Genomic DNA, 24447 nt, shown 5'->3' with positions numbered 1-24447 from the left:
TTTGCCTGAGCTCCATGGGGTAGTTTTCTCAGGCAGTCTATCTCGCTTCGGCGCAATAACAACAAGAATATTGATTGGAAAATCAAACAGAGAGGGTAATATGTTTAAGATCCTTAAGAGCAGTGTAAGTGCATTTATATTGTGCGGTGTCTTGATGGGCGGCGCGCTTGCCGGCGAAGTCAAGTCGATCGCCATCCTGACGCCCGAAGAGGGCACGGATTATGGCTGGAACCAGCAGGGCATCGACGCCGCCAAGGCAGCCGGCAAGGCCGCCGGCGTCGAGGTGGTCGTGGCCCAAGGCCTCGGCTATGGAGATGTCCGTCCGACGCTGCGCGAGCTCGCGTCCGACGGCGCCAGCCTGCTGATCGCGCATGCCAGCGGCTACAACACCTCGGCGCCCGAGATCGCCAAGGAACTGAAGGTTCCGGTGGCGATCGTCGACACGCCGAACGGCCTGGAGAAGGGCCTCGTCGCCGACTACACGCTGAGCGGTCACCAGGGCGCTTATCTGGCCGGCCGTCTCGCCGCCAAGATGTCGCGCTCGAAGTCGGTCGGCATCGTCGTCTCCGGCGAACCGCCATCGTGGAACTCGCAGTCGGCGGCGTTCGCGCAGGGCGTGAAGGCGGAGAACCCGGACGTCAAGATCACCTATGCGGTGATCGGGCCGGCCGCCTACAGTGACGCCGCAGGCGGCAAGCGCGTCACCGAAAGCGTTATCGCCTCGGGCGCCGACATCATCTTCGGCCAGGGCAACGGTTCCAGCTTCGGCATGCTGCAGGCGGTGGAGACGACCAAGGCCGCGGATGGCGGCAAGGTCTATTTCATCGACGTCATCGGCGACAAGTCGCCGATCGACAAGGGCTTCCTGCTGTCGTCGGTGGTGTGGAACATCGAACCGGTCTACGCGGCGATGATCGCCGACCTGAAGGCCGACACCTTCGGTACCAAGCACTATTCGATCGGCCTCAAGGACGATTCCGTGCAGTTGCTGAAGACCGCCGCCATCCCGGACAAGGTCTGGGGCGAAATCCAGGCGCTGCGCGAGGACGTCATTTCCGGCAAGATCAAGGTCGAGCCGGTCTATGACGCGGCCGCCGTCAGGGCGCTGATGACAAGCGTCGCCCAGTAAGGCGATCAAAGTCGGCTGCCGGAGGGGCGATCGGTTCGCTCCTCCGGACCGTTCCCATTTTCTGGTGCTGGGCTTTCATGAGCAGTCTTTCTTCATCGCCCGTCGATATCAGCGACATCGTCGCGCTTGAAGGCGTGACCAAACGCTTTCCCGGCATTGTCGCCAATGACGGCATCGACCTGTCGATCCGCCCTGGCGAGGTGCATGTGCTGCTCGGCGAGAACGGCGCGGGAAAATCCACCTTGATCGGCATGTTGTCGGGCCTGCAGCAGCCGGACGAGGGGCGCATCCTTGTCGACGGCAAGCCGACGCCGATCACATCGCCGCGCCATGCGCTGGCGCTCGGCATTGGCACGGTGTTCCAGCACATGATGCTGGTACCCACCCTGACGGTCGCCGAGAACCTGCTTCTTGGCGGGCCGTGGTGGCAGCGTCCCAGGACCGAGGAGCTCGAGGCCCGCGTGGCCGAGATCACCCGCAGCCTCGGCATCACGGTGAAATTGCATGCCAGGGTTTCGGAACTCTCGCTCGGCGAGCAGCAGCAGGTCGAGATCCTGCGCGCCATGGTGCGCAACAGCCGCCTGCTGATCCTCGACGAATCCACCTCGATGCTGACACCGAAGGGCATCGAGGAACTTGGCGCACTGATGCGCCGCCTCGTCGAGCAAGGATTGGCGATCGTCTTCATCACCCACAAGCTCAAGGAAGCGGCCGCCTTTGGCGACCGCATCTCGGTGTTGAAGCTCGGCCGCAAGGTCGGCGAAATACCACCCGAGCGGTTTCGCGCGCTTGGCGAACAGGAGATCATTTCCGAGATCGTGGAGTTGATGTTTGGCAAGCAGAAGGACGATCCCGAAGCGGTCGAACGTCCGGCCCGCGCGGTCGATGCGCAAGCCGCGCCGCTGCTTCAGGTCGCGGATCTCACGGTCGCGCCGACCGACAATGCGCCCGGCCTGTCGTCGATCTCCTTCGACATCCGTCCGGGCGAGATACTCGGCATTGCCGGCATCGACGGCAACGGCCAGAAGCAACTGGCGGAGGCCTTGGCCGGCCAGCGCGTGGCGACCGATGGTTCGGTCCGGCTGGAGGGCACCGCCATCGAGGGCCTGAGCGTCGGCGAACGCCGACAGCGCGGTCTTCGCTACCTGACCGACGACCGGCTGGGCGAGGGCACTGTCGGCACGTTCCCGGTCTCCATCAATTTCTTCCTCAAGCAGGTCGGCGCGGCGCCCTTCTGGCGCGGCGGCGTCGAGCAGCGCGCCGAGATCGACAAGCGCGCCGCCGAGCTCGTGCGCGAATACGATGTGCGCACGCCAAGCCTGAAGACGCCGGTGGCGCGGCTTTCGGGGGGCAACATCCAGAAGGTGCTGCTGGCGCGCGAACTGGCCGAAGGCGCGAAGGTGGTGATCTTCAACAAGCCGACCTACGGGCTCGATCTCGCCAACACGCTGGCCTCGCGACAGCGCATCCGCGACACGGCGGCACGCGGCCTCGCCGTGCTCCTGATCTCCACCGACCTCGAGGAACTGCTCAGCATGTGCGACCGCATCGCGGTGATCGCCAATGGCGCGCTGGTCGGCACCGTCGCCAATGCCGACGACGCCCGCACCAGGGTCGGCCGCCTGATGATCGGACTTGCCGCATGAGCATCGACACCGCACCCGCCGCCAGCGCCACCGCACTCGATGCCACGAGCGGGGCGGCCACGCGCCGTGACATTCTGCATCGGCTGCTGATGACGATTGGGCCGATCCTTGCCGCTCTCGTCATCGCCGGCTGCATCCTGCTTGCCGTGGGCGTCGACCCGCTCGCCTACTATGGCTATGTGCTGGAAAAGGGCCTGTTCTCGCCGCTCGGCGTCCAGCAGACGCTGACGCGCATGGCGCCGCTGCTGTTTCTCGCCGCCGGCCTGATCGTGGCCTTTCGCGCCGGCATGTGGAATCTGGGCGGCGACGGCCAGTTCCTGCTCGGCGCGGTCACCGCGGCCGCAAGCGCTCCGGTGCTGGTGCAGATATTGCCCGCCTGGCTGGCGCTCTTCTGTTCGTTCCTGATCGCCATGCTGGTGGCCATGATCTGGTCGCTGGTGCCGGCGCTGCTGCGCGCCTATCAGGGCGTCAACGAGATCATCACCACGCTGATGATGACGTTCCTCGGCACGTCGCTCGCCAATGTGCTGGTCAAGCTGGTGTTTCGCGATCCAGGCACGACCGTGCCACAGACCCGCACGCTGCCGGTGGAAGACCGGCTGCCGCGCCTGTTTGAAACCACGATCACCAGTGGCCTGCTGCTCGGCCTGGCGGCAATCATCATCGTGCATCTGGTGATGACGCGCACGGCATTCGGGCTGAAATTGCGCATCGTCGGCGCCAACCCGCGCGCCGCGGTTCATGCGGGGCTGGGCGTGCCCGGGCTGACCATTGCGGTCTTTGCCATTTCGGCCGGACTCGCGGGCCTTGCCGGCGCTGTCGACATCATCGGCGTGCAGGGCAATGTCCGCGCCGACTGGAACCCCGCCTATGGGCTGGCGGTCATTCCGGCCGTGTTTCTCGCCCGCATGAACGGCTTTGCCGCGATAGGCTTCGTGTTCCTGCTTTCGGTGCTGTCGATCGGCGGCGAGAGCGCGGCGCGGCGGCTTGGCGTGCCCAATCATTTCACGCTGGTGCTGGTCTCGATCGTGCTGATCGTGCTCGCTCTCGCCGAGTATGTCGACCACCGCTATCATCAGTCGAGAAAGGCCTGACATGACCGGGCTGTTCAGCGAAGTCTTTCTCAGCGCGCTGCTGTTTGGCGCCATCACCGCGGCCATCCCGCTGTTGCTTGCCGGCCTCGGCGAACAGATGTCGGAAAAGGCCGGCGTGCTCAACATCGGCATCGAAGGCATGATGCTGGCCGGCGCCTATCTCGGCTTCGTCGGCGCCTTCTATTCGGGATCGCTGTGGCTGGGCTTCCTCACGGGTGCGGCCGGCGGCATCGCGGTGGCGCTGATCATGGCGCTGCTTTGCGTGCGCATCGGGCTGAACCAGATCGTCATCGGCATCGCGCTGACGCTTGGTCTCGAAGGCCTGACGGCGCTGCTTCACCATTTCCAGTTCTCGCGCAGTTATCCCCGCCTGCCGGCGGCGGACGCAACCGTCATTCCGCTGCTGTCGGACATTCCGATCATCGGCCCGGCCTTCTTCAAGCATCATCTGATCGTCTATCTGGCGGTCGCCCTTGTGTTCGGCATGGGCTACCTCTACCGGCGCACGCAGCTCGGCCTCAATCTGCAGGCCGCCGGCGACAAGCCGGCCGCGCTCGACGTTGCCGGCATCGACGTCATCAGGACCCGAACCATCGCCGTGCTGACGACCGGCGCGCTGGCCGGGCTCGGCGGCGCCTACCTCGCCAATGTCGGGGCGGGCCTGTTCATTCCGTTCATCACCAATGGCGCGGGCTTTCTCGGCATCGTGCTGGCCATGCTGGCGCGCGGGCGTCCGATCTGGGTGCTCTTCGGGGCGCTTTTGTTCGGCGTCTGCCTGTCGCTGACCACGGCCATGCAGGTGGCGGGCATCAACATCCCGACCGACGTCATCCAGATGCTGCCTTTCCTGGCGGTGATGATCATGCTGGTGCTGTTCGGGCGGCGGGCCAGCCTGCCGGCGGCGCTCGGCATTCCATACGAGCGCGGCGCGCGCTGACAGAAACCAGATGCGCGGATGGGACCCGCGCCGGAAACGGAGGCAACAATGTCGGATACCAAGGTCTACCTGCTCGACGGCGGCTCGCTCGTCCTCGACGGCTATCATGTCTTCTGGAACCGCGGCCCGGGCGGCGAAGTGCGCTTCCCCGTCTACTCGATCCTGATCGAGCATGCCGAGGGCCGCTTCCTCATCGACACCGGCTACGACTATGACCACGTCATGAAGGTGCTGCCCTTCGAGAAGCCGATCCAGGAAAAGCACCAGACCATTCCCGGCGCGCTGGCGCTGCTCGGGCTGGAGCCGAAGGACATCGACGTCGTCGTCAACTCGCATTTCCATTTCGACCATTGCGGCGGCAACAAGTATTTTCCGCACGCCAAGAAGATCTGCCATCGCACGGAGGTCCCGCAGGCCTGCAATCCGCAGCCCTTCGAACATCTCGGCTATTCCGACTTGAGCTTCTCGGCCGAGGCGGCCGAAGCGCGTGGCGCGACCGCCCAGTTGCTGGAGGGCACGACGCGCGCCAACTCGACCTTCGAGGGCATTGACGGTGACGTCGACCTCGCCAAGGGCGTCAAGCTGATCTCGACCCCCGGGCACTCGATCGGTCATTACAGCCTCCTGGTCGAGTTTCCCAAGCGCAAGCCGATCATGTTCACGATCGACGCCGCCTATACGCAGAAGAGCCTTGAAACGCTTTGCCAGGCAGCCTTCCATATCGACCCGGTCGCGGGCGTCAATTCGATGCGCAAGGTGAAGAAGCTCGCCGAGGATCACGGCGCCGAGCTGATGTACTCGCACGACATGGACAACTTCAAGACCTACAAAACCGGCACGCAGTTCTACGGCTGACCGCCGCCAATCCGGAGACCAAGACCATGCGCTATCTCGAACACGCCGATCCGGTCATCACCCTGACCGCTGGACCGGTGAACGCTTATGCCGAGGTGCTGCGGGGCCTCGGCCGCACCGTGCTTTACGATTACGACCCGGCCTTCCAGCTCTTCTACGAGAAGGTCGTCGACAAGGCGCAGAAGGCGATGCGGCTTTCCAACAAGCCTGTCATCCTGCATGGCGAGCCGGTGCTGGGCCTGGAAGCGGCGGCAGCGTCGCTGATCACGCCCGACGACGTGGTGCTCAACCTTGCCTCGGGTGTCTACGGCAAGGGGTTCGGCTACTGGGCGAAACGCTATTCGCCGCATCTGCTCGAGATCGAGGTGCCCTACAATGAGGCGATCGACCCGCAGGCGGTTGCCGACATGCTGAAGGCGCATCCGGAAATCACGGTCGTCTCCGTCTGCCATCACGACACCCCGTCGGGCACGATCAATCCGATCGATGCCATCGGCGCGCTGGTATCGGCGCATGGCGGCTACCTGATCGTCGATGCCGTCTCGTCGTTCGGGGGCATGAAGACGCATCCGGAGGACTGCAAGGCCGACATCTACGTCACCGGGCCGAACAAGTGCCTCGGCGCACCTCCCGGCCTGACCATGATGGGCGTCAGCGAGCGGGCCTGGGCCAAGATGAAGGCCAATCCGCTGGCGCCGCGCGCATCGATGCTGAGCATCGTCGATTGGGAAAATGCCTGGTCGAGGGAAAAGCCGTTTCCGTTCACGCCATCGGTCTCGGAAATCAACGGGCTCGATGTCGCGCTCGACCTCTATCTCAACGAGGGGCCGGAAGCGGTGTGGGCGCGCCATGCCCTGACCGCCAAGGCCATGCGTGCGGGCGTCACCGCGATGGGCCTGTCGATCTGGGCCGCCAACGACAAGATCGCCTCGCCGACGACGACCGCTGTCCGGACGCCGGATGGTGTCGACGAGAAAGCACTTCGCCAGGCAGCCCGCGCCCGCTACGGCGTGGTGTTTTCGTCGGGTCGCGGCGAAACGCTGGGCAAGCTGACGCGCATCGGCCATATGGGCCCGACGGCGCAGCCGATCTATGCGATCGCGGCACTGGCGGCGCTTGGCGGCGCCATGAATGCGGCTGGCCGCAAGCTTCCGGTCGGCAAGGGCATCGACGCGGCACTGGCCGTGATCGACGCCGACGCCTGAACAGACATCACAAGATACGTATCGAGGGAGAAATTTCATGACTGAACGGCTTGCGGGAAAGACGGCCCTGGTGACGGGCGCCGCACAGGGCATCGGCAAGGCGATCGCAGCACGGCTGGCGACCGACGGCGCGACCGTCATCGTCAGCGACATCAATGCCGAAGGCGCCAAGGCCGTGGCCGCCGCGATCGGCGGCAAGGCGAAGGCTGTCGCCGCCGATATTTCCGATCCGGCCTCGGTCAAGGCGCTGTTCGGCGAGATCCAGGCGCTGACCGGCGGCGCCGACATCCTGGTCAACAATGCCAGCATCGTGCCGTTCGTCGCCTGGGACGATGTCGACCTCGACCATTGGCGCAAGATCATCGACGTCAACTTGACAGGGACGTTCATCGTCACCCGGGCGGCGACCGACCAGATGCGGGCGGCGGGCAAGGCCGGACGCGTGATCAGCATCGCCTCCAATACCTTCTTCGCTGGCACACCGAACATGGCGGCCTATGTCGCGGCCAAGGGCGGCGTCATCGGTTTCACCCGGGCGCTGGCTACCGAGCTTGGCAAGTACAACATCACCGCAAATGCGGTGACGCCCGGTCTGATCGAGAGCGATGGCGTCAAGGCCAGCCCGCATAACGAGGCGTTCGGCTTCGTCGAGATGCTGCAGGCGATGAAGGGCAAGGGCCAGCCCGAACACATCGCCGATGTCGTGGCATTTCTCGCATCCGATGACGCGCGCTGGATCACCGGCCAGACGCTCAACGTCGATGCGGGCATGATCCGGCATTAGAGGCCATCGACACATCGACAGCCACGGCCGGCAGGTTGCGGGCGACAGGGACCCGCCTGAGGCTATGTGGATCGACTCGACGAAAGCGGGGCTTTCCGTACTCGTTCGCAGGCTAAGTGGGGCTAGATCGACCGAACGGCCCCACACGCCCCTGCTGATGACGGTGTTGCGGTAGGCTTCCCCAACCCGGTTGGGACTCGCGGCATTCAAAAGACCCACTGCAGCGCAAGGCCGACCACGGACAGTCCCATTGTGACTGTCGCAAGCCATCCGAGAAAGCGCAGCCAACCCTCAACGGGGAATTCGCCCATGATGTCGGAGCGCCCGGTCATCAGCATCATGACGACCATTACAGGGACGGCGCATATGCCGTTGATGACAGCGCTCCAATAAAGCGCCTTTATGGGATCGATCGGCGTGAACATGATCCCCATGCCCAGCGCCACAGCAGCGGCCAAGGTTGCATAAAATGCCATCGCTTCCTTCGGCTTGCGCTCCAGTCCCACTGGCCAACGGCGCGCCTCACCCACGGCGAAGGCGGCCGAGCCCGCCAGAACCGGAACCGCGAGAAGGCCGGTGCCGATAATCCCCATTGCAAAGATCGCAAATGCGAATTTGCCCGCGACCGGCTCCAGCGCCTTGGCCGCATCGGTGGAGGAATTGATGTCGGTCACTCCGGCCTTGTGCAAGGTGGCGGCGGTCGTGACGATGATTGCAATGGCTATCAGGTTCGAAAAAGCCATGCCCACCAAGGTGTCGGCGCGAATGCGCTGGAAGGCGCCCGACGCCTGCCACGGTGCCCATCTCAGCGGCTTGGCCTTCGGGTCGATCTTCTCCTCTTCGACCTCTTGCGACGCCTGCCAGAAGAACAGGTAGGGAGAAATCGTGGTGCCGAGTATGGCCAGAAGCGTCGTGAAGAACGCTCGGTTCCATTCCATGTGCGGGAGAACGACCCCCTTGAGGGCCTCGCCCCATGGGATATCAGCCAGAAACGCAGCCACCACATAGGCAAAGAGGCTCAGCGTTGTCCATTTCAGGACCGTGACGTATCGGCTGTAGTCGAGAAAGACGATCGCCAGAACGCATACCACGCCGAACGCAACAACGTAAAGCGAGCTTGGGCCGCCCACCAGCAGTCGCAGCGCATCAGCCATCGCGCTCAGGTCCGCCCCGATGTTGATCACGTTGGCGGCGAACAAAAGCAAGGCTACAAAATACATCAGGGCAGGCGGGTAGTATCGGGAGAGATTGCCGGAAATACCTCGACCTGTCGTCCGCCCTATCCGCGCCGCTATCTCCTGGATCGCGACCATGAGCGGAAAAGTGAATACCATGGTCCAACCGACATTGAACCCCAGCTGGGCGCCCGCTTGGCTGTACGTGCCGATGCCCGAAGGGTCGTCGTCCGAAGCGCCTGTGATGAAGCCAGGTCCGATTGTGCGCAGGAATCGCTGGACTGGCCCTTTTGCCCGAATGTTGCCCTGTTTCCCAGAGACTTCGACGCTCGTGTTGCTCATGCAGGTGCTCCAGAAACGCGGATCCTTCGAGATCCGCTTGAAGCAAAATTCGGCGATCGCCGTTCGGTTCCTTTAGCCATCGCTGAAACGCTCGGCAGTAGCCCCTCAGTGCGCGAGAAATATCATGTCGCCAGCAAAGGAGGCACACTCCAAGCGACAAGATACCAACGGCCGCATGGGAAGAGCTTTTTTGGCGGGGGGCAACCGCGGTTTGCGTTCGAGTACCGCCGCCCTTCGCGAGCGTGGACATTTGAGCCGCGCAGTTCGGCGCAACCATCGCGTAATCCGGCTTCAAACCCCACTTCTAGCGATATTCATCTAGAGTGAGTCCGTAGTAGTGTAAGCGAGATGCTGTTTCAGCGATTTATACGATTTTCGCGCGGAATATCTTTAAACCTGTAGGCGCGATCCCTACGTCATTCTCTGTTATGTCTATCAAGGCAACACCGATGTAACATCGCTCACGGCCACGCCTGCCCTCAGTGGGGACTCGGGATGCGCGGTCATTTTCCCATACAATGAGCAGCCCAAACGTTCGACACGCCCTTAGCGCGTCGAGCGTGTCGGCGCGCAGTCTCCCCGCGTCATAGATCAACACCAACCGGGTGACCGTCGGGTGAACGAACTCGCGCGCCCCATAGGAGAGAAAAGATGGAAGCCCTACAATATCTCGGCCCGATGGAATGGGTGGCTATCGAGGTGGCCGTGCTCGTCATCGTGCTGGCGATCCTGTTCTGGTGGAGCGGCGTGGTCCGCTACATCCCGAACGACAGGCTCGGCATCTTGGAAAAACTATGGAGTTTTCGCGGCTCGGTCAGCAATGGCTTCATCGCGCTCAACCGTGAGGCAGGCTATCAGCCGGAAGTCGTGCGCGGCGGCCTGCATTTCTTCATGCCGTTCCAATATTCGATGCATCGCGCCAATCTTGTCACCATCCCGCAGGGTCAGATCGGCTATGTCTTTGCCCGTGATGGCAAGCCGCTGCCTCCGACGCAGACACTTGCTTCCAACACCGATGCCGATGATTTCCAGGATGTGCGCGGCTTTCTCGAAAAAGGTGGACAGAAGGGACCCCAACGCAAGATCTTGCGTGAAGGCACCTATGCCATCAATCTCGCACAGTTCATCGTGCTCACCGCCCAGTCAATCCATTCCGTTAATCTGAGCTCGTCGGAACAAAACCTTTTTACCAATATGTCCAGCATGATCTCGGAGCGGGGCGGCTTTGAGCCAGTCGTCATCCACAATGCCGAGGACATGATCGGTATCGTCACCATCCATGACGGTCCGGCCTTGCCGGACGGCGAGATCATCGCACCGACCGTCGCCAACGATCCGAACGACCCGAACTTCCACAACAATTTCCAGGACCCGGAGAAGTTTCTCGATGCCGGTGGTTACCGTGGCCGCCAGTTGCAGGTGCTGGCCGACGGCAGCTACTTCCTCAATCGCATTTTCGCGACTGTCGAACTGGTCGAGAAGACGATCATTGACGTCGGCACGGTGGGTGTCGTCGTCTCCTATAACGGCCGCCACGGCACGGATATTTCCGGGCAGGCATACCGTCACGGCGAGCTGGTCGAAATCGGCGCACGCGGTGTCTGGTCGACGCCGCTGCTGCCAGGCAAGTATGCGTTCAATACCTATGCCGGCAATATCATCACCGTGCCGACCACCAACTTCGTGCTCAAATGGACGAAGGAGCAGTTTGGCGAACACAGGCTGGACGAGAACCTGTCTGAAGTGTCGTTGATCACCAAGGATGCGTTCGAGCCTGTGCTGCCGCTGTCCGTCGTCGTGCACATCGACTATATGAAGGCGCCACTCGTGGTGCAGCGTTTCGGCGACATCAAGCGGCTTGTCGAACAAACGCTCGATCCGATGGTTTCTGCTTATTTCAAGAATATCGCCCAGACCAAGACGCTGATCCAGCTTTTGCAGGAGCGTAGCGATATCCAGCGTAAATCGGGCGAGGAGATGCGCGAGAAATTCAATTCCTACAGCCTCGAGCTGCAGGAAGTGTTGATTGGTACGCCACGTGCCGGCAATGGCCAGAACAGCATAGAGCAGATCCTTATCCAGCTACGCGAGCGCCAGATTGCGGTCGAAAAGGTCGAGACTTATAAATTGCAGGAGAAGGCGGCCATCCAGGAACGCACGTTGCGTGAGAAGGAGGCGCTCGCCGAACAGCAAGCCAAGATCACGACTTCGGCGCTTACCATCGAGATCAGCGAGAACGAGGGCAAGGCGCAACTCGCCCGCACCCGCCAGCAGGCGGAAACCATTCAGGTCACGGCCAAGGCAGAGGCCGAGAAGGTGCGCCTCGGCGGCCAGGGCGAGGCCGACATGATCAAGGCTATCGCGCTTGCCGATGCCGAACGCATCAAGGCGACCGGTTTTGCGGATGCCGAGAGGGTTCGTGCCATCGGTCTGGCGGAGGCCGAAGCCACCGAGAAGAAGGTCGCGGCCTTCGGCGGCCCGGACTATCAGCTCAACTCGCAGGTTCTCATGCGCTTCGCCGAGGCGATCGAAAATGGCAGGCTACCGCTCGTGCCGCAGATCCAGATCGGCGCTACCGGTGGCGAGAAGGGGGCCGCCAACGGCCTTGTCGAGATGATGCTTTCGATGCTCGTTGCCGACCGGGTTGGACCGCAAATCCTACCGGATGAGGTCCCGGCACCCGTTGAGGAGGATTGATCGAGGATGGGCCGGTTGTACCGGCCATTTTGCGCTCTGCCGAAAACATGCCGGGATGTGGGCGGCGCCTGCGATCTTGGGCCGCCCTCGACCGTGGCTCTCCACCCAGCGACCCCGCATGCCGAAAAGAGGGCCGCATCAATCGGCCGCCGCAATACAAACATTGCGTGCGATAGTGGGTTTGAAGTGGTAGCGGGAGAGGGACTTACATCGTCAATAAAATCAATAGGTTATAAGGAAGCAGTCCGCATTTTTGAAAAAATGAGTCCACAAAGCAAATGCAATAGGTTCGATTTCCGCTACCTCTTACGAGCACGCCGGCTTTCGCCAGAGCGGAATTCCACGAACGGCGTCTTGCCCTTCTCAACGCCACGGGGGGCCAAGGTAGGGTATTTCAGATCGCCGAAATCCATGCGGTAGTGGGACTTCAAGGTCTTGATCTGGTTCAGCGCGGCGGACAGGACGAACTTGGGGTGCTTCTCCCAAAATTCCAGCTTCTTCTCGCAAATCAGCAGTTCGCCCTCGGCGTCGAGTTTTTCGCTCAGGGTCGATTCCGGGTTGTTGGCTACGAATTTCAAAAACAGGTAATTGTTATAGTGCGACAGGAATGCCCTGGTTCCGTCCACGTTGTCCATATTCGTCGGTGTGAAATTGGCCCGTGTGCCGCGCTCGTAGATAATTGCCATACTGCCTGTGCCTGCTCGACCGTGGAAAGACTCCACGTATATAGGCTTGAGACCGACACATAGCAAAAAGGCCGCCCGGTTCTGACTCGGACGACCTTTTCACAATCGAAAAATTCAGGTTGAGGGCGGTTTTAGCCGCCTAAGTCATGGTCGCCTCCTTAACAATCGCAATGCGGGACTGACGCTCACCCCGCCCCTGGCGGTACGAACTCTCCATCGTTTCGGGTTCAGCGTCCGACCTGATGTTTCACGTTTATCGTGTTTCTGCTTGATTGTCACGTTAAAAGTGACTATCAAGATAGCAGCACTTGGAGACGTGAAATGGACATCGACCAAAGCTTTCGACTCCCGCAGGTCATCGCGATCACCGGGCTCTCTCGAAGCGAAATCTATCGCCAGATCAAGGCCGGCAAATTCCCGAGGCAGACGCGGAGATCGCACAAGGTTTCGGTGTGGCGGGCCAGCGAAGTCATTGCTTATCAGAAGGCGGTCTTCGGTGGCTGACAAATCCGAACCGCAGCCCAAGCGGGAACAGCCGCAACGGAAGAAATGGCTTCCTGAGAAAGGGCCATACGGGCGCCGCTGGCACCCTGATCTTTGCGGCAGCGGCGGCGCGGTGGAGCGGAGCCCGTTCCTCGACGAGTTGGACAGGGACGACGGATGATCGAAGACAACGACTTCTCCGACCTGCTCGGCGACGACGAGCCGGCATACAATCCTGATGCGGGTCGCCCCAGGCGCGGCCGACCGACCAAGGAAGAAGCAGCGCGCCGGCTGCAGGAGCAGGCTGCGAAGAAGCTGCCTCACTACACGGAATTCCGTCGCCCGCAGGGTGTGACCTTCTTCGCCAACATTCTCGGCGCCTATCCCAAGCAAATTCAGAAGCGGCTCGAACGCTGTCCCGTCGAAGACTGGACAACTCACGGCGGCAAGCAGCAGCCGATGTACGATTTCCTCACGGCAATGTCGTATCTGATCGCGCCACAGGGCAGCATCGAAGACTGGCTGGCGCAGCAGAACCAGGCGTCGCTTCCGCCAATCGTTTCCAAGGCATATTGGGAGATGACCAACGCCCGCATCCGGGCGCTCACGGCGGCCGGCCAGCTTTGGCACGATGAAGATGTGCTGATGACCTTCGCCCGCGTCTCGATGCTGATCCGGCACGAGAGCAAGATGTGGATCGAGGATATGCCCGGCCGTGAGAAGCTGAGCGACGAGCAGTACAACTTCCTCGTCGATCGCGTGGCCGACATGAACGCGCAGATCAAGACGAAGCTCGAAGACTTCCCGCGCGAATTTCAGACCAACGCGCATTCTCGCGAGATCGAGAAGGAACTGGCCGACACCGACACGCGGCCCACGATGATCCCTGGTGACGAATGACCGCGAGAATGCGACCGCCATCAGTGGCGGAACTGATAGCTGAAGCGAAGCATCAGACCATAGAGAGCATCGTTGCTCGCGGCTTCGAGACCTTGCAGCCGCAAAAGCGCATGAGCGTCACCGAGGCTGCGGAGGAATACACCCGCATCGGAAGCGGCGGCGGTCACAGCGTCAAGTGGTCTCGCAAGCGCACGCCCTACATTCAAGAGCCGCAGGACGAACTGACCAGCCTCGACTTTCAGGGCTGCGTTTTCATCGGTCCCGCTCGAACGGGCAAGACGATGATCCATCTGAATTGGACATCGCACACTGTCATGACCGATCCGGCCGACATGATGCTCGTGCACATGGATCGCGAGAACGCGCGCAAGTGGTCGAAGGGCGATCTTGAGCGCTATTTGCAGGCATCGACATCTGTCCGCGAGCACCAGCTTAAACACCGCAAGGACGACAACACCTTCGACAAGGAATTCGATTCGGGGATGCGCTTGCTGTTGACCTATCCAACGGCCAGCAACCTGTCCGGCATCACCATGCCGCGCGTCGGCTTGATCGACTACGAGCGCATGGACGACAACGTAGACGGCGAAGGCAACCCCTTTGACTTGGCGCAGATGCGAACGACGACGTTCAAGCGATTCGGCATGACCTTCGCGGAGGCATCGCCAAACCCGAACAAGGAGATCACTGATCCAAAGTGGTCGCCAAGCACCCCGCACGAGGCGCCGCCGATCCGAGGCATTTTCGAACTGTACAACCGTGGCGACCGGCGCCGCTGGTATTGGTCGTGCCCGCATTGCAATGAGGCGTTCGAACCCGACTTCAAGCTGCTTCGCTATCCCGATAGCGAGGACATCATGGAGGCGCGCGAGCAGACATACATGCTCTGTCCGACGTACCAGTGCGGCGGCGTGCTTGAGCCTCAGATGAAGGACGAACTCAACGAGGGTGGACGCTGGGTGAAGGACGGCCTGATCTGGCTGCCTGCCGAGCAGAAGATCGTCGAGCGCAACGGCATGAAGGCAGCGCGGTCGAGCATCGCGTCATTCTGGATGAAGGGGCCGGCTGCGGCCTATCAGGATTGGGGCCAACTGGTCGAAAAGCATCTGCGGGCGATCAAGGCGCTGGCCGACACTGGCGACGACGCGCCGCTGCGCAAAACGGTCACGACTGACCAGGGCTCCTATTACATTCCCGCGTCGCGCCTGTCCGAGCGGTCGCCGGAAGACCTGAAGACCAATGCCGAGGACTGGGGATCGACCGAGGACGAACCATCGGTGCCGCACGGCGTTCGTTTTGCGATTGCCACGGTTGACGTGCAGAAGTCCGCGTTTGTCGTCCAGGTGCACGGCTTCACTGCGACCGGCGACATGGTGGTGATCGACGGCTTCAAGGTGCGTCTGTCGGATCGTCTCAACGGCGCTGGCGAGAAACTGCCAATTGACCCGGCCGCGTTCGCCGAGGATTGGGATGTACTGAAAGAACAGGTCATCCTGAAAACCTACCCATTGGCGGACGGCAGCGGCCGGCGAATGCGTATCCGGGCGACCGGAAGTGACTCGGGCGGCGCCGAGGGTGTCACGGGTCACGCCTATAATTTCTGGCGCCGGCTGCGGCAGCAGGGAGACGGGTTGCATCGTCGGTTCTGTTTGATCAAGGGTGAACCGTCGAAGACCAAGCCGCACGCGAGCACCACCTGGCCGGATTCCAGCCAGAAGGGAAAACTCGCCATCGCCAAGGGCGACGTGCCGGTGATCCTGCTCAATTCGAACCTGATGAAGGATCGCCTCTCGGTCATGCTGGCGCGCCGCGTCGAGGATACCGGCGCTGATGACACCGTTGGCGGCATGTTGCGATTCCCCGACTGGATGCCCGAATGGTTCTACAACCAGATGACCACGGAAATACGGACTGAGAAGGGCTGGGAAAACCCGCGCAAGCGCCGCAACGAAGCGTTCGACTTGGCGTACTATGCGCTCGGCCTGGCGATCCGGCCGCTGGAAAATACGGTGCCTTATGTCACCTTCAACATCGATCGGCTGAACTACGACGAGCCGCCCGGATGGGCTGCGCCGTGGGATGAGAACGATCTCGTGTTCGGCGGCGAGGCAGTGGCTCAGCCAACCACGGCAAAGAAGGGTGAAATGACATTCGCAGACCTCGCGGCCAAGCTCGCCTAGAATTTCACTATATTATTGAAAATCAATTCTATATTGCTTTAGTTTCACGTTTACGGTATCTATACGTGAAATTCACGCTGGATGACCGATGGCGACCACCGCCGACCTTCTTGCCGAAGCCAAGACCGCCTACCACCGACTGCAAACCGGCACGTCGGCGGTGGAAGTGCGCGACGCCAATGGCGAATCGGTTCGCTACACGCCAGCCAACGCCAGCCGTTTGAAAGCCTATATCCGCGAACTCGAACAGGAAGTCGCAGGCTGCACCGGCCCGACGCGTCCGTTGAGGCCGGTGTGGGGATGAGCGGCAACCTCGATCTCTCGGACCTGCTTGGATCGGATGCCGGTGTCTCCCCGGCGATCCAGGTAGTGCAGCCGCCCGTTGCCTCGGCGGTGGCAGCGGGCGGTGTCGCCTATGACGGCGCCGACAAGCTGAACCGGCTCGCAGGCTGGCAGCCCGCGCTGCGTTCGGCTGATGCCGATCTGCTCCCGCTCAAGGACGACCTGGATGCCCGTGCGCTCGATACGGTGCGCAACGACGCCTACGTGTCTGGCGGCGCGACAATCCGCAAGGACTCGATCGTCGGCACCCGTTTTCTTCTGAACGCCAAGCCGGAAACCAAAGTCCTGTTCGGCAAGGATGACGAGAAGTGGGAAGCCGAGGCGCAGGAAGAAATCGAGACCAAGTTCACGCTGTGGGCTGAGAGCGATCAGTGCTGGCCCGATGCCAGGCGCACCAAGACCCTGACCGATATCGTTCGTCTCGCGGTTGGTGTGCATCTGATGAGCGGCGAAGTGTTGCAGTCGGCCGAATGGTTCGACGATGGCCGACCGTTCGCAAGCGCCGTGCAGATGATCGATCCGGCTCGGCTGTCCGACCCGCGCGACCGCATTTTTACGCCGTACAAGGGCAGCCGACTCCGCAAGGGTGTCGAGTCCGATACCTTCGGCGCACCGATCGCCTATTACATTCGCAACGCGCATCCGAGCGACTATCGCTCGAATTTGATCGTGACGCCGACATGGAAGCGCATTCCTGCCCGCAAGTCGTGGGGCCGGATGATCATCAACCACGTCTTCGAGGAACTGCGTCCCGATCAGACGCGCGGCGTGGCGGCAATGGTGTCCGCGCTCAGCGAAATGCGGATGACCAAGCACTTCCGCAAGACGGAACTGGAACGAGCCGTCGTTGCAGCGACCTATGCCGCGTCGATCGAGTCAGAGATTCCGCAGGACGTGTCGGCAGCCCTCGGCGCTGGTGCCGGGGACGGCAACGCAACGACGACCTGGATGAACGCGTACCTAAATACGATTTCCGAGTACGCCAGCGGCGCCAAGAACCTGCACATGGATGGCGCGAAGATTCCGATCTTTGCACCTGGCACCAAACTCAAAATCCAGAACCCCGGTGCGAACAGCCCGGCCGGCGACAAGTTCGAGCAGAGCTTGCTGCGCTACATCGCGGCTGCGCTTGGCGTTTCCTACGAGCAGTTGTCGCGCGACTACACGCAGACAAACTATTCGTCGGCCCGAGCATCGCTCGGCGAGACCTTGAAGACCATGATGGCGATCAAGCGAGCCGTCGCCGACAAGGTGGCGAACTTCGTCTATCGCCTCTGGCTTGAGGAAGCGATCAACTACAACGAACTTGAGTGCTTCAAGCGCCGCGACGTGCCGCGTTTCTATGACGGACTCAACGCCGAGGCGTTCAGCGCGTGCGAGTGGATCGGCGCCGGCCAAGGTCAGATCGATCCGTTGAAGGAAACGCAGGCTGCGGTCCTCAAGATCGTGAACGGCCTTTCCACCAAGGAAATCGAGATCGCCAAAATGTCAGGCGGCGACTGGCGCAAGACCGCTCGCCAGATCGCCCGCGAGCGCAAGCTCGACGAGTCCTACGGCAATCCGTCGATCTACGACCAGAACAGCAAAGACATGCAGAACGCGCTTACGGCCACGCCAAGCGATGGAGGCAAGCAGTGAACCCTATCATCGCACAATTCCAGGATCAGCCCGCACTCATCGACGAGGGGCAGGGCGCTTGGCTGCAGACGCTGTTGAGCGCTTTCGGCGAGCGCATGGGCGTCATCGAGAAGGCCGGTGCTGAAAAGGCAGATGACAACTTCTGGTATGCGAGCGACGACTGGCGCTCATACCTTCGCCCTTACGTCGTGAAGAACGGCATCCTCCACGTGCCGGTGAAGGGCCTTCTGCTGAACGACTTCCCCTACGCATACGGGGCGTGGGCGACCGGTTACGAGTATATCTACCAGGCCATCAAGCGCGGCGTCGAGGACACCAACGTCAAGGGCATCGCCCTGGTCGTGAACTCTGGCGGCGGCATGGTCTCGGGCAACTTCGACCTGGTGGACAAGATTTACGCGTTCCGAGGCAAGAAGCCGATCCGTGGCTTCGCCGCAGAACACGCCTACTCGGCCGCCTACAACATCATTTCCGCGAGTGATCATATCACGGTCGCCCGCACTGGTGGCGTCGGCTCCATCGGCGTCGTCGTGGTCGCCGTCGAATATTCCAAGATGCTCGAAGAAGCGGGCATCACGGTCAACATCATCCGCTCGCAGCCCGACAAGATGGAGGGCAACCCCTACGAGAAACTGTCCGAGGGGGCGCGCGAGCGGATTCAGGAGCGCGTGGATGCATTCCACGAGCAATTCGCCGCTTCGGTGGCGAGAAACCGGGACATGAGTGTCGAGGCGGTCAACGCGACCGGCGCGCGCACCTTCATGGCTCAACAGGCGATCGACAACGGCTTGGCAGATGAAATCGGAGCCCTTGACGACGCTATCACGGCCTTTGGGGCCACACTCTCAGAAGGAGATGAACAAATGGCCGAACTCACCCAGGTCGACCTCGACAATTCCAAGGCAGCCGGTAAGGCCGAAGGTCTCGCGGAAGGCATCAAGCAGGGCGCGGCTGAAGCAATGGCTCGCATCAGCGCGATCCTCGGCTCCGACGCCGGCAAAACTCGGCCGACCGCCGCGCTCAACGCCGCCCTCAAGACCAGCATGTCCGCTGACGAAGCGGGCGCGTTCCTCGCCACCTTGGGCGAAGAGTCCAAGCCCACGGCAGGCGCACCGGAAGGAATGCTGCGTGACGCCATGCGCGGCCAAGGCGCCGGCATCGAGTCCGACGCCAACGCCGAAACCGACAAAACGGAAATGAGCCGCGCCGCAAAGACGCTCGCAATGGTCAAGGGCTAACGGCCCAAGGCTCAACCGTAGACGCAAGGAGAAGTCGAAATGACTGTCAATCTTCCGAGGCTCGGTCCCACCGCTGGTTTCCCGTCGCAGTGGACCGACAGCATCAACCCCGTCCTGGAAGGACTCATCGTCGGCGAGACGCCGGCCGTGGTCGTTCAGGACTTGCAGGCCGCAGCCAACCAGACCCTGGAAGCCTTCACCCCTGTCGGCCTCGACGGTTCAGGCAACCTGGTCCCGGCGCTGCTGGATACCGTCACGCCGGCCAACAGCATCAAGGCCATCGGCATCACGCTTTTCAAGATCGTGATTCCGAACGGTCAGAACCCCGGCATCCCGGTCCTGCGCAGCGGCTGCCTGGCCAAGCATATGCTGAACTGGCCGGTCAGCTTCGACACCGACGCGAAGAAGTTCAACGCGTTCGCTGGCGCTCCCACCCCGTCCTCCATCGTCGTGCGCGAAGTTCTTTTCGGCTCGACCGTGGCGGCCCCGTAACCCCGCAGGCCCTGTAAGCCTCGAACTCGAAGGAAAGTTATCCCATGGGTATCGAACTCTGGACTCCGAAAGACCTCTACACCCTGCGGCAGGACGACCGTTACAAGTCGATTCCGTCCTACTGGCTGGACACCTTCTTCACGCAGACTCACTTCTCGGAAGACGGTGCGATCCGCTTTGCGGACCTGCCGGCATCGACCCGCTTCCTGGCACCCTTCACGCTGCCCTATGAACAGGGGCGGCCGATGCAGAATGCCAAGGCCGAGACGATCTCCGAAATCACGGCGCCGTACATCAAGCTCAAGAACGCGGTGCGCCCGACCGAGTTGAAGAACATCCGTCCGTCGGAAATCTTCATCAACGCCGGCCGCGCTCCGACGCTCGCCGAGAAGTACGATATGCGTATCGCCGAGATCACCGAAATGCACAACCGCGCGATCGACGTGCGGGAAGCCTGGATGGCGGCTCGCGCCTTCATCGACGGCAAAGTGCAGATCGACTACGACCGCGAGCAGGGCGCCAAGAACCCGTCTGTCCTGTTGGACTTCGGTCGCGCGGCCGGTCACACCGTCACCAAGTCGAGCAACTACTGGAGCGACCCGACCACCGACATCCTCGGCGATCTCCAAAGCTGGATGAACACGATGTACCTGGCCAACGGCGGCGGCTCTGCCGCGCAGTTGATCGTGGGTGCTCAGGTTGCCCCGGTGTTCCGCAAGAACAACGGCATCAAGGACGCGCTCGACACGCGCTATCGCGGCAACGATACCGTGAACATCTCGCTCGGCATCCTGCGCCAGGAACAGCCGCTCACCTACATCGGCCAGCTTGCCGATGGTCTGACGGTTTGGGCCTACAAGGATACGGTCGACGTGCCGGATGGCGCTGGTGGCGCAACCCGGATCGACCTGTTCAACGAAAAGGATATCCTGCTCGTTGCTCCGGGTGCGACCGGCGTCAAGTGCTACGGCGCGATTTTCGACAACGAGGCGATCAAGAGCGGCCTGGCGAACGCGCGCGTGTTCGGCAAGCAGTTCAAGACCGACGATCCGGGCGAAGACTTCCTGATGCACCAGGCTTCGCCGCTGCCGGTGCCGCTGTATCCGAACCGCACCTTCAAGGGTCGCGTGCTGGCGTAAGCCGGCAGCGATGTGATCCCCCACGGCCCGGCTAACCACTGCCGGGCCGTTTTTCCCAACGGAGACATCTCAAATGTACATCAAGGCAATTCACACCATTCAGCGCGATCCGAAAGCGAATCCTCCGGTCGTGCTGCCCGGCCAGATCGTCGAACTGGAAGGCGCGGAACTGGACTACGTTCTACGTCCAGACGTTCGCGCGGCGGTCATTCCAACCGAAGCGGACCTCGTGAAGGCCGGCATCATTTCCTCGGCCGAGGAAGAAGATGAGCGTGCTGCCAAGGAGCAGGCCGAGAAGGACGCGGCGGAAGCTGCCGCCAAGGAGCAGGCCGAGAAGGACGCGGCGGAAGCTGCTGCCAAGGAGCAGGCCGAGAAGGACGCGGCGGAAGCTGCCGCCAAGGAGCAGGCCGAGAAGGACGCGGCGGAAGCTGCCGCCAAGGAGCAGGCCGAGAAGGACGCGGCGGAAGCTGCTGCCAAGGAGCAGGCCGCGAAGGAAGCGGCGGAAGCTGCTGCCAAGAAGAAGGGTGGCAAGAAGGCCGCCGACAGCGACGACCTGGACATCTAGGCCATGGCCGGTTGGCGCGAACAGAAACGGACGGCTCTCGCGGACATCCACGAGACCTTCGAGATTCCTGCGGTGTACATCACACACGCCGCAGGGACGCCTGTTCGCGTCACCGTCCGTTTGCATAAGGCGCAGGTGGCATCGCAGAACCAGGCCGAGGATTTCAGAAACGGCCCCACGCTGCTCGATCTCACCAATCGCATTGTCTTCCAGCTTGCCCAAGGCGTGAAGCCACTCGGCAAGGCATATGTCATCTTTGGAAACTCCGAAGCCTATCGCACGTCGACCAGCCGCCCGGAGCGGGAGGGTTATGTCGCAGCGGAAGTAAGCGAGGTTTCTCAAGCTGACCTGGACGCACTTCTTGCCGGCCTCGACACGACGGGCACCGTTTGGGAAGGCATCATCACTTGAGCGCAGCAGTGGTTGTCGTCGAATTTGCTCAACTGCCATCCATCGGCGAAGTGACGGCCGACGTGGAAACTGCATTGGTGCGCGCTATCAACCGCACCGCAGATCGAAGCCGCACTCGGGCCGCGCGCGCCGCGCGGGAACAGGTCGCCTTTCCAGCGTCCTATGTCTCACCGTCGAGCAAGCGCCTGTGGGTCAAGACTCGCGCCAGACGCGGCGCGCTCATCGCTACGATCGAGGGCCGTGGCCAGGCAACCTCGCTTGCACGCTTCAGCCGGCAGGGCGTCCTTTCAGGCGGTTCGCGCCACGTCGGTGGCAAGATCAACGTCACCGTGAAGCCCGGTCAAACGAAATCGATTTCCCGCGCCTTCATCATTCGGCTCAAGAACAACAATCTCGGGCTTGCCGTCCGCACGAGCGGTGGAGCCCCGGCCGGCGCCTACAAGCCAAAGTCGATCGGCAAGAATCTGTGGCTGCTCTACGGCCCGTCAGTCGACCAGGCGTTGGCAGCCGCATCGAACGAGGGCGGTATCTTTCAAGAAATGACGCCCGAAACGCTGGACGATCTCGAAGCCGAGTTCACCCGCCAAATGGAGTTGATGAAGAATGGCCGACTATCCTGATCCGTTCCGCCTGCGCGCGGTCATGGCGCTCGGCGAAGCCCTCAAGACAATCACGCCGACAAACGGCTATCGTCACGACTTCTCGGACTTCGTGGACGCGGCCGGTCGCCCTGCGGAACGTGTGTTTCGGGGTCGCACGATCTATGGGGATAGCGATCCGCTGCCCATGCTGTCGCTGCTGGAAGACCCGCGCTCGCGTGAGCCGGTTGACGGCGCAATGGCGTCTGGCCTCTCCACCAACCAGTTTCGGCTCTTGGTGCAAGGCTTTGTCGAAGACGACAAGGATCATCCGCTTGACCCGGCCTACCGTGCGTCAGCCGATGTGATTGCCGCGCTCGTCAAGACCAGGGTCGCCAAGGACTACAACATTCTCGGTCTCGGTTCGGTAGCGCCTTGCGTCATCGCCGTGCAGATCGGAGAGCCTGTTCATCGGCCGCCCGACGATGAAGTTTCCGCCGTCGCATATTTTCTGGTCCCGGTGACGCTCATCTTGGCAGAAAATCTTGAGACACCTTTCGCTTAACCGAAAATCACGTTATACGTGATAATCACGAAAAAGGAGTGACTGCCACATGGATACCCAATCTCGCAATCTCGTCGTTCCGCGCGGCAAGGCGTTCTTTGCCCGCTACCTGGCCGGAACGCAGACGCCCGGCCCGCTGCGCGAACTCGGCAACTGCCCGGAACTGACCCTGACGGCCGCCAGCACCACCCTGAAAAACTACGGATCGCAGGCCGGCCTTCAGGTTCTCGATGCGGAGATTCCGATCACCACCGCCCTGAACGGCGCCATCCGCACCAACGACATGCGTCCCGAGAATGTGTCCTACTGGTTCATGGGCGCAGTCGGCACGGTAACGGCCACGGCGCTGACGGATCAGAGCGAAACCTATCTTCTGGTCAAGGCCGGCGACACGTTTCAGCTTGGCCGCACCGACAGCAATCCGACTGGTGCCCGCAAGTTGACCAACGTCGAAGTCACCGATGGCGCCCCTGTCACGCCGACACCGCTCGTGCTCGGGACGGACTACGAACTCGACGCAGAACTCGGTCTCGTCACCGCACTGGTCGACGCGGCGAAATGGGTCGTGGGCTTCGACACCCTGGTTTCGACCCGTCAGCAGATCGCCTCCACGGTCAGCCTCGTCGAAGGCGAGTTGAAGTTCATCTCCTTCAACGCCGCTGGCGAGCAGGCCGACATCACGCTCCCGCGTGTCAGCATCGCCCCGAACGGCGATCTGGCACTGGTCAACGACCCGGAGTCGCCGGCCTGGCAGACGATGGGCCTCACGGTGACGGCGCTCAAGAAGGGCAACCTGGCGCTGGCCTACCGCGACGGCCGCCCGGCCGCGTAAGGAACGACAATGAGCCAGTTGGAGACACTGACCATTCCGTTCGAGACCGTGACCTTCGGCGCCAACGCGCTGAAGGTCTACGGACTCAGCCTTCCCCACATCACCTTCATCGTGCGGCATCATAGGGACGTTGTTGCCAACCTGTACGCGCAGGCCATCGCGGGGAACCTCACTGGCAGCGCCGAGGAAATCGCGGTGGCGCTGATGGACGACTTCGCGCCGCTGGTGTCGCTGGTCATTGCCTGTGGCCTCGGCGAGCCGGAAAACGCGAAGCGGCTGAGCGAGATCGGGTTGCCGACCGCCGTTCAGATCGACGCGCTGGACAAAATCATCCGCCTGACACTGGCAGCCGAAGGTGGGCCGGGAAAACTGATGGAGATCGTCACCAGGGTAACTGCAGCAACGACGAAGCTGCAATCCCTGAAACCATCGATCACTGGATAGAGGGTGTCCATCGCCAGATCAGCCTCTTGCTCGATCACGGACACCCAAACGCATTCAGCTATCCAGTCTCGAAGGTTTTTGTAGAGGCGG

General features: G+C 61.9%; 23 protein-coding genes. 21 read left to right on the top strand and 2 right to left on the bottom strand.

Annotation, left to right across the window (positions count from 1 at the left end; all coding sequences use genetic code 11):
* Positions 1-100 precede the first annotated feature (100 nt).
* From EN804_RS06305 to EN804_RS06275, 7 genes are all read left to right on the top strand, one after another.
* The gene (locus EN804_RS06305; protein WP_127869825.1) at positions 101-1129 is read left to right on the top strand and encodes a BMP family protein; all 1029 of its coding nucleotides are present in this window, start codon (positions 101-103) and stop codon (positions 1127-1129) included.
* A 77-nt stretch (positions 1130-1206) separates the two neighbouring features.
* On the top strand, positions 1207-2775 hold the full coding sequence (locus tag EN804_RS06300) for an ABC transporter ATP-binding protein (protein ID WP_135918930.1): 1569 nt from the start codon (positions 1207-1209) through the stop codon (positions 2773-2775).
* On the top strand, positions 2772-3869 hold the full coding sequence (locus EN804_RS06295; protein WP_135918929.1) for an ABC transporter permease: 1098 nt from the start codon (positions 2772-2774) through the stop codon (positions 3867-3869). Before EN804_RS06300 ends, EN804_RS06295 begins: the two co-directional genes overlap by 4 nt.
* A 1-nt stretch (position 3870) precedes the next feature.
* Entirely contained in the window at positions 3871-4806 is a 936-nt protein-coding gene (locus EN804_RS06290; protein ID WP_135918928.1) for an ABC transporter permease, read from the top strand.
* A gap of 48 nt (positions 4807-4854) precedes the next feature.
* Complete coding sequence (locus EN804_RS06285) at positions 4855-5661, top strand: 4-pyridoxolactonase (RefSeq protein ID WP_135918927.1); 807 nt, start codon at positions 4855-4857, stop codon at positions 5659-5661.
* A 26-nt stretch (positions 5662-5687) separates the two neighbouring features.
* A complete protein-coding gene (locus EN804_RS06280; RefSeq protein WP_127275678.1) occupies positions 5688-6866 on the top strand; it encodes an alanine--glyoxylate aminotransferase family protein in 1179 nt (392 codons plus the stop codon).
* 37 nt (positions 6867-6903) lie between these two features.
* Positions 6904-7650: an SDR family NAD(P)-dependent oxidoreductase gene (locus EN804_RS06275; protein WP_135918926.1), complete on the top strand. Its 747-nt coding sequence runs from the start codon at positions 6904-6906 to the stop codon at positions 7648-7650.
* Between the two features lie 206 nt (positions 7651-7856).
* On the opposite strand, the gene EN804_RS06270 is transcribed toward EN804_RS06275, so the two are convergent.
* Positions 7857-9167 carry an Nramp family divalent metal transporter gene (locus tag EN804_RS06270; RefSeq protein ID WP_135918925.1) on the bottom strand — a complete coding sequence of 437 codons (1311 nt, stop codon included), beginning with the start codon at positions 9165-9167 and terminating at the stop codon, positions 7857-7859.
* A gap of 651 nt (positions 9168-9818) precedes the next feature.
* Between EN804_RS06270 and EN804_RS06260 the strand changes: the two genes are divergently transcribed.
* Positions 9819-11864 (top strand): flotillin family protein, encoded by a 2046-nt coding sequence (locus EN804_RS06260; RefSeq protein WP_135918924.1) that lies wholly within the window; start codon positions 9819-9821, stop codon positions 11862-11864.
* 299 nt (positions 11865-12163) lie between these two features.
* On the opposite strand, the gene EN804_RS06255 is transcribed toward EN804_RS06260, so the two are convergent.
* Positions 12164-12550 carry a hypothetical protein gene (locus tag EN804_RS06255; RefSeq protein WP_135918923.1) on the bottom strand — a complete coding sequence of 129 codons (387 nt, stop codon included), beginning with the start codon at positions 12548-12550 and terminating at the stop codon, positions 12164-12166.
* Positions 12551-12871: 321 nt separating this feature from the next.
* Here EN804_RS06255 and EN804_RS06250 point away from each other — a divergent pair, with 321 nt between their 5' ends.
* From EN804_RS06250 to EN804_RS06185, 13 genes are all read left to right on the top strand, one after another.
* On the top strand, positions 12872-13054 hold the full coding sequence (locus EN804_RS06250; RefSeq protein ID WP_189524459.1) for an AlpA family phage regulatory protein: 183 nt from the start codon (positions 12872-12874) through the stop codon (positions 13052-13054).
* Positions 13055-13147: 93 nt separating this feature from the next.
* The gene (locus EN804_RS06245; RefSeq protein ID WP_135918922.1) at positions 13148-13933 is read left to right on the top strand and encodes a hypothetical protein; all 786 of its coding nucleotides are present in this window, start codon (positions 13148-13150) and stop codon (positions 13931-13933) included.
* A gap of 110 nt (positions 13934-14043) precedes the next feature.
* Positions 14044-16113, top strand: a complete 2070-nt coding sequence (locus EN804_RS06240; protein WP_189524460.1) for a terminase gpA endonuclease subunit — start codon at positions 14044-14046, stop codon at positions 16111-16113.
* An 81-nt stretch (positions 16114-16194) separates the two neighbouring features.
* A complete protein-coding gene (locus EN804_RS06230) occupies positions 16195-18093 on the top strand; it encodes a phage portal protein (protein WP_246693372.1) in 1899 nt (632 codons plus the stop codon).
* Positions 18090-19331: a S49 family peptidase gene (locus EN804_RS06225; RefSeq protein WP_135918918.1), complete on the top strand. Its 1242-nt coding sequence runs from the start codon at positions 18090-18092 to the stop codon at positions 19329-19331. Before EN804_RS06230 ends, EN804_RS06225 begins: the two co-directional genes overlap by 4 nt.
* A gap of 39 nt (positions 19332-19370) precedes the next feature.
* Entirely contained in the window at positions 19371-19823 is a 453-nt protein-coding gene (locus EN804_RS06220) for a head decoration protein (protein WP_135918917.1), read from the top strand.
* A gap of 44 nt (positions 19824-19867) precedes the next feature.
* Positions 19868-20962: a major capsid protein gene (locus EN804_RS06215; RefSeq protein WP_135918916.1), complete on the top strand. Its 1095-nt coding sequence runs from the start codon at positions 19868-19870 to the stop codon at positions 20960-20962.
* Positions 20963-21035: 73 nt separating this feature from the next.
* Entirely contained in the window at positions 21036-21527 is a 492-nt protein-coding gene (locus EN804_RS37165) for a hypothetical protein (RefSeq protein ID WP_189524461.1), read from the top strand.
* Positions 21528-21530: 3 nt separating this feature from the next.
* Positions 21531-21938, top strand: coding sequence for a hypothetical protein (locus EN804_RS06205; protein ID WP_135918915.1), 408 nt, complete (start codon positions 21531-21533; stop codon positions 21936-21938).
* Positions 21935-22558 carry a phage tail protein gene (locus tag EN804_RS06200; RefSeq protein ID WP_189524462.1) on the top strand — a complete coding sequence of 208 codons (624 nt, stop codon included), beginning with the start codon at positions 21935-21937 and terminating at the stop codon, positions 22556-22558. The genes EN804_RS06205 and EN804_RS06200 overlap by 4 nt, the downstream gene beginning before the upstream one ends.
* Positions 22542-23081 carry a hypothetical protein gene (locus tag EN804_RS06195; RefSeq protein WP_135918913.1) on the top strand — a complete coding sequence of 180 codons (540 nt, stop codon included), beginning with the start codon at positions 22542-22544 and terminating at the stop codon, positions 23079-23081. The genes EN804_RS06200 and EN804_RS06195 overlap by 17 nt, the downstream gene beginning before the upstream one ends.
* Positions 23082-23130: 49 nt before the next feature.
* A complete protein-coding gene (locus EN804_RS06190; protein ID WP_135918912.1) occupies positions 23131-23913 on the top strand; it encodes a hypothetical protein in 783 nt (260 codons plus the stop codon).
* Positions 23914-23922: 9 nt separating this feature from the next.
* Positions 23923-24357 (top strand): hypothetical protein, encoded by a 435-nt coding sequence (locus EN804_RS06185; RefSeq protein ID WP_135918911.1) that lies wholly within the window; start codon positions 23923-23925, stop codon positions 24355-24357.
* Positions 24358-24447 lie beyond the last annotated feature (90 nt).

Origin of the sequence: Mesorhizobium sp. M8A.F.Ca.ET.161.01.1.1 (assembly GCF_004792105.1) — a bacterium.
Taxonomy (GTDB): domain Bacteria; phylum Pseudomonadota; class Alphaproteobacteria; order Rhizobiales; family Rhizobiaceae; genus Mesorhizobium.
Note: the sequence above shows the minus strand (reverse complement) of the source record. Positions and strands in the feature narration are given on the sequence as shown.